This window comes from Microcoleus sp. T2B6 (assembly GCF_036700475.1).
In the GTDB taxonomy this organism is placed as follows: domain Bacteria; phylum Cyanobacteriota; class Cyanobacteriia; order Cyanobacteriales; family Microcoleaceae; genus Microcoleus.
Window position 1 is genome coordinate 1 of sequence record NZ_JAUBOZ010000166.1, and the last position, 10,241, is coordinate 10,241.

Sequence of the window (10,241 nt, forward strand, 5' to 3'; positions counted from 1 at the left end):
TGAGTTTCATCTATTTTTTAACCAATGTAAATACCCCCTTGACAATTTACCCCTCACCTTAACTTGTCACTAATGGACCCGTATCCATTCAATGGCTCTGATTCACGAGCAACTGTATCAATCAGAAAATCTCGATCGCATCGCCCTGTCCCCCTACGTCGAAAATTTGGTTGCTAATTTGTATCAATCTTTTGGTTGTGGCAACACTTCCATCCAATTTAATCTCAAAATTGCTCCCATTTATTTAAACATAGAAACAGCAATTCCGTGCGGTTTAATTATTAACGAGCTGGTTTCTAACTCTTTAAAATATGCCTTCATCTCGAAGTTAGATGGTGAAATATCTATTAATTTTCATGAAATAGATGACCACCAATTTCATTTAACTATTCAAGATAACGGTCGCGGATTTCCGGCTGATTTTGACGTGGAAAATACTGAAACATTAGGATTGCGATTAGTGAAAATGTTGGCTTACCAATTAGATGCGAGTATTGCCATTGACAGTCAGTGTGGAACCTGCTACACTCTAATTTTTAAAGAGTTAAATTATCGGCAGCGCCTTTAACGACAAATGAACCCTGTAAAAATTTTGGTTGTAGAAGACGAAGTTATTGTAGCCCAAGACATAGCAGGTCGATTAAAAAAACTAGGATATGCAGTAACAGCTACAGTTTCTTCAGGAGAAGAAGCAATTCAAAAAGCGATAGAAAACCCCCCCGATTTAGTGTTGATGGATATCGTGCTTAAAGGTGACATGGACGGGGTAACAGCGGCCGAGAAAATCCGAACTAATAGGAATGTGCCGACAGTGTTTTTAACAGCTTATGCCGACGATCAAACGCTGCAAAGAGCGAAACTTACAGATCCATTCGGTTATATTATCAAACCATTTCAACAAAATGATTTGCGGGTGGCGATCGAGATTGCCATGCACAGACACGAAATCGAAACCAAGATGCGAGAATCTCTCAAAGCCGCAGAAGCAGCTAGAGAGTCGCTGGAAGAAAAATCGCACCGCCAAAACCATTATATTTCAATGGCCGCTCACGAATTGCGGAACCCGCTCAACGCGATTTTAATCTCTGCGGAACTTCTAGAGCTCGATCGAACTCGCAGCAGTGACGAATCGCAAGTTAGAACCCTGCGGCTGGTGCACTCAGCTACCCAAAAGATGAACCAGCTAATCGACGATATGCTGTTCATGGGCAGGGCAGAAGCAGGTCAACTCAAATGTCATCCATTACCGATAAATTTAGTCGAATTTTGTCAAGACTTGCTCGCTCAATTGCAGTTAGGAAATGAAGCCAAGCATAAACTAACATTAATCCCCTCAGATGTTACCAGTGCAATATTAGATCAACAATTGCTGCACGGCATTATTTCTAACTTAATCGTCAACGCCATGAAATATTCCCCAAACGGCGGGCAAGTCACCTTGGAATTGGAATACCGTCAAGCAGGCGAAGGAGACAAAGAAGCTATTTTTTGCTTATCTCCTCAGTGTTTGTTTGGCAATTCCCTATTTACCAATATTAACTCCCCCTTACTAATTATGCGTATCCGAGACGAAGGTATCGGCATCCCAGAAACCGAAGTAGGGAAAATATTTGAAATGTTCTACCGCTGCAAGAATACGGGAAAGATTAAAGGTAACGGTTTGGGATTAACAATTGTTAAAAAAGCTGTGGAATTGCAAGGAGGCGCGATCGCGTGCGAAAGCAAAATGGGCGTGGGTACAACCTTCACAGTCGCGCTTCCTTACGTAGCACTTTCCTGTTCAACTCAACGGCAAAAAATTTAAATTCCCCTACAAAAACTAATCAAAGTGTTGCAAAATCCAGTCCACCGCCACCGCTAAATTTGCTGCAATAAAATCCGGTTTAGTATGGTGCTGATACTCCCCACTCAACACGCTTTCCCCGTAACCAGTCTGCACCAAAATGCCAGTACAGCCGGCATTGTGAGCCATATCAACATCAGTCGCTTTATCTCCTACCATAAAACTATTTCGCAAATCCAAATCGTATTTCCAAGCCGCCGCTACTAACATTCCTGTATTTGGTTTTCGCCAAGTCGAATACCGCGTAAATTCGGGGTTTGTTCCGCCTTCGGCTGCGCTTAAATAAGGACAGTAATAAAGAGCATCTAACTTGGCTCCTGCTTCATTTTCTAATAAGTGACACAGGCGTTTGTGCAAAGCTTCTATGTGGCTAATCGGATTATAATCCCTCGCTGGGCCCGATTGATTGGAAACCAAACAGCAAAATATTTGTTGGTCATTTAAGCGGCGTACAGCTTGGGCTATTCCGGGGATTAAATTCAAATCTTCTACTTTGTGGATGTAGCCGACTTCGATATTGAGAACGCCATCTCTGTCAAGAAATACTGCTCGTTTCATTGTTGTATTGTTTTTGATATAATATAAAACTCGGTGGCATCGGAATTGATATTACTTAAACTTTTCCTCCGCTAGTCCTCCCGCCTACCCGCTAGTCCGCCAGGGAATGAATTCCCTGTCTAATAGCTAAAGTCCTCTAAAAGAGGACTGAATCATTCATTAGTCCTCTGAAGCGAGGACTTTCGCTTTGAGGCCGGGGTTTCAACCCCTGTCGGACTATCGGTTTAACGTGTTTGTTGACTCCAATGGACACGGCGCCGTGTCCTCATCATGATTCTAAAATAGATTGTTTGCCTAGCCATTCGCGGAAACTATTATGATACAAACTATAGCAAATTTCTCCTTCGATTTCTTGTTTATTTAAGAACTCTATCCAATTGTCTAATGTTTTTTCAACATCGTATTCATCCTGATCAATTATATTGGCGATCGCACTTACAGACAAACCTGTTGGGGATTTTACCAAAACATTCAGCACAGACAAGTCGATCGCCGATAAACCCTCACCTCCCATCCGCAGCCAGTGGTTTTGATAATACGCTGCTAAACCAGATGGAACTTCAGAGACAAGTGAGGACTCTCCCAGAGTAGCATCGGGGTGTGAATTCTCGTTAATGGCAGGTAACATCTGACTCAGATACATGAAATTGTTTTCGCTGACAGTGGCGAGTTGTTGGCAGAATTCGGGTTGAGTTAAATCCGGTGCGGTTGATAGGTATTGCTGAATGTAGTTAAGGACATCCTCCCGATTTTGGGCGGGATAATCTCTTAAATCGAGAGTTTGAGAGGGGGTTTCAATTAACAAACCGGATTTCTCTCTCAAAAACGGGCGGCGGGCGAGGATAAAATAAGTACGATCGCCCAAATATCTCGGCAGATAAAACAGATTTGTGCTGGGAGGCTGACTGGTGCGGGCGATCGCGTCTACAGAATCAATGACTATTATCAACTTTTGGCGATGACGTGCCGTCTCGCAAGCTACGTTTAATTTATCGCTAATTTGCTGAAGCAACAAAGACAGAAACCAACTCCCATCATCGGATTCGAGATTTTGAAGTTGAGATCTTAGCTTGACAATTTCCGATGTTTCCCCATTGGCGGCAAGGTATTTGTCAATCAGTTGAGTGCAGACAGAAGCGAGAAAATCTTCAGCTCGATTTTTGCCCTCAACTGCAGCGTTGTAATAGATACTGCGAGGATGGGCGGTGACATATTGGGCGAGGATGGAACTTTTGCCGCAGCCAGGAGTGCCGACAATTGTGAAATAACCGCGGCTGTGGGAGTTCAGAAAGTCGGAAATGGCAGAAAAAACAAACTTGCGGCCTGTAAAATGCTCGGTTTTTTCTCGCAGGAGTTGCTGAAATTCAATTGGGTAAGCGGCGGTATAGATGGGAGTTGGCAGAGGTGAGGAATTCATGTTAGTTCCTCCATCCCTTGTAGGCGCAGGAAATATACGCGGCCGGAGCGAGCACCTGCGACAATTGTGACTCCATCGGGGGCGATCGCGCAACAGGCGATCGGGCTTTCACCTGTGAAACTGGCAATCACATTTCCAGTGTTTAAATCCCAGACTTTGAGGGTGTTGTCCGATGAACCAGAAATCCTCGACCTCCCATCAGCAGTGACAGAGACTGCATTTACCGAGTAGCTGCGACCTGTGAGAGTAAACTCTTCCTTTCCAGTTGTTAAATCCCGGACTTTAAGAGTAAACTCTTCCTTTACAGTTGTTAAATCCCAGACTTTGAGGGTGTTGTCCGATGAACCAGCAATTGCCCGCTTGCGGTCGGGGGTGACAGCAACTTTATATGTTACATATAATGATTTTGAGTTGCCGTGACCTTCGAGAGTAAACTCTTCTTTTCCAAGAGTAAACTCTTCTTTTCCAGTTGTTAAATCCCAGACTTTGATATTGTCATGTGAACTGGAAATCGCTCGCTTGCCATCTGCGGTGACGCCTACTGCTTTTACCGAGCCGCTGTGAGCTTTGAGAGTAAACAGTTCATCTTCAGTTGTTAAATCCCAGACTTTTGTGAAATCCCAGACGTTGAGAGTTTTGTCAGATGAAGCAGAAATCGCCCGCTTCCCATCTGCGGTGAATGCTACTGCATTTACCCAATTGCTGTGAGCTTCAACAGTAAACAGTTGAGATCCAGTTTTTAAATCCCAGCCTTTGAGAGTTTTGTCAGATGAAGCAGAAATCGCCAAGCCATCTTTGGTGACGGCTACTGCATTTACCGATCTGCTGTGACCTTCGAGAGTAAATATTTCATCTCCAGTTGTTAAATCCCAGACTTTGAGAGTTTTGTCAGATGAAGCAGAAATCGCCTGCTTCCCATCTGCGGTGACTGCTACTGCATTTACCCGCTCACTATGACCTTTGAGAGTAAACAGTTCGCTTGAATTTATTAGACTTTTCCCAACAAAAGCTAACAATCCCCTCTTTTCCTTTCCAGTTGTTAAATCCCAGACTTTGACGGTGTTGTCTAATGAACCAGAAATCACCCGCTTCCCATCTGCGGTGACGGCTACTGCATTTACCAATATGCTCTGACCTTGGAGAGTAAACTCTTCTTTTCCAGTTGTTAAATCCCAGACTTTGATGTTGTCATGTGAACCGGAAATCGCTCGCTTGCCATCTGCGGTGACGGCTACTGCATTTACCGAGCTGCTGTGACCTTTGAGAGTCAACAGTTCCTCTCCAGTTGTTAAATCCCAGACTTTGAGAGTTTTGTCAAGTGAACCGGAAATCGCCCGCTTGCCATCAGCAGTGACGGCTACTGCATTTACCGAGCTGCTGTGACCTTTGAGAGCAAATATTTCCTTTCCAATTGTCAAATCCCAGACTTTGAGAGTTTTGTCAAGTGAACCGGAAATCACTCGCTTGTTATCTGCGGTGACGGCTACTGCATTTACCGATCTGCTATGACCTAGGAGGGTGCGTAGCCATCCCCTGCGAGGGGGACTTAAACAGGGTGTCAAAGGACGCAACCAAGGTGTAGCTTTCCAATCCTTTGCTATCTCTGACATTGCCTGAATTGTCGGAATGTTGAAGTGTAGCAAGCGCCCTAACAATTGCCCTGCCAGTTGTGTCTTATCTTGCTCCCAAATATCGGCTGACATCCACAGTACCCTTTGAATCAAGTTCAGGGCTTTCGCTTTTTCTGGGTTGTACTCTGGGTGATTTAATGATTCTGAATCGTCAACTAAATTGAAATCATCAATAAGTGCCTGCACCCCGAACTCAGGATGATGAATTTTTACCATCAGGAAGTCAAAATTTGTCAGCGCTTGATAATACTTTTCTAAATTCCCTGACTTGATAGAATTTGGCAGTAAGCTGCCCAGACAAGCACGTTGAAAGACAAGTGGTTTGGCTGCTAACTTGTCAGCAAATTCTCCCATGTCATGCCATCCCCTGTTCTAAATACTCAACAATCCGTTGATTTACTGTCTTAAAAATCTTCCGTTTTGAATCCATCTCCCGTTTGGCTTTCAGAAAGTCAAGAAAACTAGCGTGATAGATGGTATAGCAGATTTCTCCTTCTACCTGCTGCTTTTTCAAATACTCAACCCACTCATCTTCTAAAACCTGTGCCACATCGCATTCATCCACCCCGGCAATTCCAGCAATCATCTCGCAGGGAATCGGTGTGGCAATCTCTAGTAAAATATACAAGACAATCTCCATCAATTGCCCAGGCTTAGCTTCCAACCCCATCCGCACCCAGTGGTTTTGATAATACTCTTGCAGCCCGTCTGGCAATTGCTTTAAACTTAAGTCATTGTAATCGCCCTTAGCAATTGCTGGCAAAACATAGCGCAAATACATAAAATTATTTTCGCTTTTGTCTGCCATTTGCTCGACAAAAGTTGTATCGGGAATGCTGCGGTTTTGAATCCAGTTTCTCAGTCTATCTTTATAATCGGAATCGGTATTTAGAACAAAGCGAATATATTCTTTGATATCATCCTGATTATAATTAACATACTTGTTGTCTCTTAAATCTAGCTCTTTTACCGGAACTCCCGGAGATACAGACAGCCGCTTTCTGCCGAGGCTATAGGGTCGCCTCGTCAGCAAGAAATAAACCCCATCTGGCAGAGTAGTCGGTAAATGTAAAAGATTTTCTCCCGCTTCTTGTGCGACTTCATCCAGTGCATCAATCGCAATTACCAAACGTTCACCCAAAGTAAGTTTTTCCGCCACCTTTGCCAGTAAAGTTGGTAAATCGGCATTTTCTGAATTTGGCAATTGATAGCGGTCAATTAATTGCTGGCGAATGCTCTTCAAAAATAATTCTGGTCTGTTGCGTCCTTCGACGAGAATATTGAAATAGCAGGGAGATTTATGTTCGGAGACGTATTTGGCAACGATCGAACTTTTGCCCATTCCCGCATCCCCGATAATTGTAAAATAACCGCAAGGATTTTCGGTGATAAATTGCTGAAAAGCCTTAAAAACAAATTGGCGGCCACAAAAGGTTTTAATTTTTTCTGCTATAAGTGATTCAAACTCTGGGGGCAGCGAATTGTCTGCATTCCAATCTTTTGGGTCAACAATATCTGTGGGTTCTATTCCTAATGCTTTAGCTATGTTGGTAACTGGCCATCTTTCTACGCCATTGGGGCAGTCTTTTGTACCAAGTAAGCGCTTAATCGTGTCGGTGGAAACTTTGGCGACTTGGGCAAGTTTTTCTTGAGTAAAACCTTTTTCTTTAATTTGTTCTCGGAGATACTCTTTTCCCTTTGCACTCGATTGAACTTTATCGGAGTCGCGCATAGTAATTTGTTAGCTATTGTTATTGGTTTTTCAGTTAATTCGATTATCCGACAGTCCGACAGGGAATGAATTCCCTGTCTCATAGCTAAAGTCCTCTTAAGAGGACTGGAAATTAGTATTTTAGTCGGTTTTAACCGACTTCTGCTATTAGCCAGGGAATTCATTCCCTGGCGGGTTCCGGGAGAGTCCGACAGTCCGACAGGGAATGAATTCCCTGTCTCATAGCGAAAGTCCTCTTAAGAGGACTGAAAATTAGTATTTTAGTCGGTTTTAACCGACTTCTGCTATTAGCCAGGGAATTCATTCCCTGGCGGATTTCGGGGAAATGAAACAGCATGGGGGCTAGCGGCAGCGAGATTTCATGATTATTCATCCGTAACTCCGATCGCACTCACATTCTATATTTAAATACTTCTGTCTGTCTAGGGCAGATAGGTTGTAATCTCCTGCCCTATCTGCCCCAAAAATTAGGGCAGATCGCAAATTAAAACTCGCCCTATCCGCCCTAGACTCTGGCTGTTTGCTTCGGTAGAGTAATTGTAGAAACAAAAACTTATCAGTATTTAGGAAAGGAAACAGTTATGAATTTTAACTTATTCGGCAACTCGCAACCTGATGAAGATTATAGCGAAATTAAGAAAGAAATGCTGCGAGAATCGTTGCGGCAAGTTCGCCAAAGCTACAATCTTGCCCTTTGTGTCACCGCCGCATCGGCAATGGTTACTTTCGGAGGGATCGGACTTCTATTTTGTGAGAAAATCTCAGAGGCTACTCTCACTGCTTCGGGTGGATTGTTGACAAGTTTGGGCAGCATTGAGTTTGCCAAGCAAAAGAAGAAGGAATTGCTGCAGATGATGGATGATTTGGAAGACTAACATCGAGTTTTAGCTTCCCGACTTCTTTCCTCGTCCCCCGGCCGGGCCTGAAAAGCAGCTAAATCGTAGGGACACGGCACTGCCGTGTCCTGCTTAGATATCCTAGTTTTTAGCCGCCCCAAACCTTCTTCAAAACATCTTGAGGAGAGATGTCTGCCATTTTGCCAGTAGGAGATTTAATGCCCAAAAATCGATCGCTCTTTGGCAACAATTTCGCCGGTTCAGTCGGGCCAAACAAAGCTATTGTATAAGTTTGAACCGCCACAGCTAAGTGCATCGGCGCACTGTCCGTACATATCATCAAATTAGCAGCAGCAATTGTCGCCGCCAACTTGCCGACATCATCCGGCGAGATAACTTTTACATTGGGACATAACTCGACTAACTTTCTCACGAACTCTGCATCTTCTGGGCCTTTCACAACAACAACAGGCAAATTCGGCTGCCGCTGCTGACAATCTTCAATTATTTGCTTCCAGTTGTCTGTAGGGTAAATTTTGTCAATACCTTTAGACACAGCTAATTGACTCGAACCGCCGTGAATCAAAATGTAGCCGCTTTCTTTTACGCCCAACCGCTGCTGTTCGGCTTCCGCCCACTGAATGTCCTGTTTTGGTACATTAATTGCGATCGCCGGACAAGGATTTGTAATGTTAAATCCTTGCAGCAAATCATGGTACATTGAAGCGGCGTACTGTTCAGTTTTCAGCGGTACAGCAGCAGTGAGAAATCGAGCACCGTTGGTTCCCGAATAGCCAACTCTCTGCGGAATGCCGGTCAGCCACAGCAGCAGCCCTACAGTCCACCGCTGGCCGAGGGAAATAACTGCTTCGTATTCGCGATCGCGAATTACGCCCAGTAAATTGCCCAAATCTGCCATAGCGTTGCGGTCTTTGAAATTGTACGTCAAGACTTCTTTGACGGATTTGCAGACTCGGTAAGCACCCTTTGCCCTCGGTTCCACGATGACATCAATTTGCGCGTCGGGATAAGACTGCTTGAGGTCATCAAGAGTGGGGAAAAATAAAATTTGGTCGCCAATCCCGCCAGGGACAAGTGCTAGTATTCGCATCATAAACGATCGGGCTATTATTGATCGAGGTAGCTCTCAGAGATCGGCTCTCAACTATCAGCTTATAGTATTTCTAGACCTTAAAATCTACTGGCTGACAGCTAAACAACTGACTCAAAAGTACAGGACGCTCTTATTATATATATCTAGTTGGGTTAAAAACGGTTAGTAAATGCACTTATTAATTCCTGCAGCGGGTTCGGGGCGACGGATGGGGAGTCAGCGGAACAAACTGCTGCTGACTTTGCTCTCTAAACCTTTGCTGAGTTGGACTTTGGCTGCGGCTGAAGCTTCGCAGCACATTAGCTGGATTGGCATCATGGGCCAGCCAGACGATTTTCCTGATTTTCAAGCAATTCTGAGCGATTTATCTTTGGTTATGCCCGTGGAACTGATTCAAGGAGGCGCCACCAGGCAAGAGTCAGTTTACAACGGTTTGCAAGCTTTGCCGCCCAATGCCGATCGAGTGTTGATTCACGACGGCGCGAGGTGTTTGGCAACTGCTGAATTGTTCGATCGATCGGCAGAGGCCCTCTTGACCTGTCCGGGCTTGATTGTCGCCGTCCCGGTCAAGGATACGATTAAGGTCGTAGATGAGCGTCGGATCGTGCGAGACACCCCAGACAGAAGCAATTTGTGGGCTGCCCAGACTCCCCAAGGATTTGAAGTGAAATTGTTAAAGCAGTGTCACGAAGAAGGGCGACAAAAAGGTTGGGAAGTTACCGACGATGCGGCTTTGTTTGAAAAATGCGGTTTACCAGTGCAAATTGTGGAGGGAGAAGAGACGAATTTGAAAGTCACAACACCCGTTGATTTAGCACTAGCGGAGTTTATTTTGCGACAGAGAACAGATAAGAGTAAATAGAATTTGTTGAGTATTTTTAAGAACGGGCAAGATGCCCGTTCCACAATCAATAATTTGTTAGTGGTGGAACAGGCATCTTGCCTGTTTAATAATAATTTGTGTGTTGTGAAACAGGCATCTTGCCTGTTTAATAATAATTTGTGTGTTGTGAAACAGGCATCTTGCCTGTTCAATAATAATTTGTGTGTTGTGAAACAGGCATCTTGCCTGTTTAATAATAATTTGTGTGTTGTGAAACAGGCATCTTG

Annotated in this window: 11 protein-coding genes; 5 read left to right on the forward strand and 6 right to left on the reverse strand. The window is 44.2% G+C overall.

Annotated elements, in window-relative coordinates; translation table 11 throughout:
- Positions 1 to 82: 82 nt before the first annotated feature.
- Positions 83 to 568 (forward strand): ATP-binding protein, encoded by a 486-nt coding sequence (locus tag QUA00_RS34945; RefSeq protein ID WP_333413107.1) that lies wholly within the window; start codon positions 83 to 85, stop codon positions 566 to 568.
- 6 nt (positions 569 to 574) lie between these two features.
- Positions 575 to 1,804: an ATP-binding protein gene (locus tag QUA00_RS34950; RefSeq protein WP_333413090.1), complete on the forward strand. Its 1,230-nt coding sequence runs from the start codon at positions 575 to 577 to the stop codon at positions 1,802 to 1,804.
- 15 nt (positions 1,805 to 1,819) lie between these two features.
- Here QUA00_RS34950 and QUA00_RS34955 read toward each other — a convergent pair whose 3' ends face one another.
- The 5 genes from QUA00_RS34955 to QUA00_RS34975 form a co-directional block, all read right to left on the reverse strand.
- A complete protein-coding gene (locus QUA00_RS34955; RefSeq protein ID WP_333413092.1) occupies positions 1,820 to 2,401 on the reverse strand; it encodes an HAD family hydrolase in 582 nt (193 codons plus the stop codon).
- A gap of 268 nt (positions 2,402 to 2,669) precedes the next feature.
- Complete coding sequence (locus tag QUA00_RS34960) at positions 2,670 to 3,818, reverse strand: ATP-binding protein (RefSeq protein ID WP_333413094.1); 1,149 nt, start codon at positions 3,816 to 3,818, stop codon at positions 2,670 to 2,672.
- On the reverse strand, positions 3,815 to 5,803 hold the full coding sequence (locus QUA00_RS34965; RefSeq protein ID WP_333413096.1) for a WD40 repeat domain-containing protein: 1,989 nt from the start codon (positions 5,801 to 5,803) through the stop codon (positions 3,815 to 3,817). Before QUA00_RS34965 ends, QUA00_RS34960 begins: the two co-directional genes overlap by 4 nt.
- Before the next feature lies 1 nt (position 5,804).
- Entirely contained in the window at positions 5,805 to 7,181 is a 1,377-nt protein-coding gene (locus QUA00_RS34970) for an AAA family ATPase (RefSeq protein ID WP_333413098.1), read from the reverse strand.
- A 160-nt stretch (positions 7,182 to 7,341) separates the two neighbouring features.
- On the reverse strand, positions 7,342 to 7,554 hold the full coding sequence (locus QUA00_RS34975; protein WP_333413100.1) for a hypothetical protein: 213 nt from the start codon (positions 7,552 to 7,554) through the stop codon (positions 7,342 to 7,344).
- Between the two features lie 208 nt (positions 7,555 to 7,762).
- Here QUA00_RS34975 and QUA00_RS34980 point away from each other — a divergent pair, with 208 nt between their 5' ends.
- Complete coding sequence (locus QUA00_RS34980) at positions 7,763 to 8,056, forward strand: TRADD-N-associated membrane domain-containing protein (RefSeq protein ID WP_333413102.1); 294 nt, start codon at positions 7,763 to 7,765, stop codon at positions 8,054 to 8,056.
- Positions 8,057 to 8,165: 109 nt separating this feature from the next.
- Here QUA00_RS34980 and QUA00_RS34985 read toward each other — a convergent pair whose 3' ends face one another.
- Positions 8,166 to 9,128 (reverse strand): glycosyltransferase family 9 protein, encoded by a 963-nt coding sequence (locus tag QUA00_RS34985; RefSeq protein WP_333413109.1) that lies wholly within the window; start codon positions 9,126 to 9,128, stop codon positions 8,166 to 8,168.
- A gap of 172 nt (positions 9,129 to 9,300) precedes the next feature.
- Here QUA00_RS34985 and ispD point away from each other — a divergent pair, with 172 nt between their 5' ends.
- Positions 9,301 to 9,993, forward strand: coding sequence for a 2-C-methyl-D-erythritol 4-phosphate cytidylyltransferase (ispD, locus tag QUA00_RS34990; RefSeq protein ID WP_333413104.1), 693 nt, complete (start codon positions 9,301 to 9,303; stop codon positions 9,991 to 9,993).
- A gap of 6 nt (positions 9,994 to 9,999) precedes the next feature.
- The coding region (locus QUA00_RS34995; RefSeq protein WP_333413106.1) for a hypothetical protein at positions 10,000 to 10,241 on the forward strand (242 nt) is incomplete at its 3' end.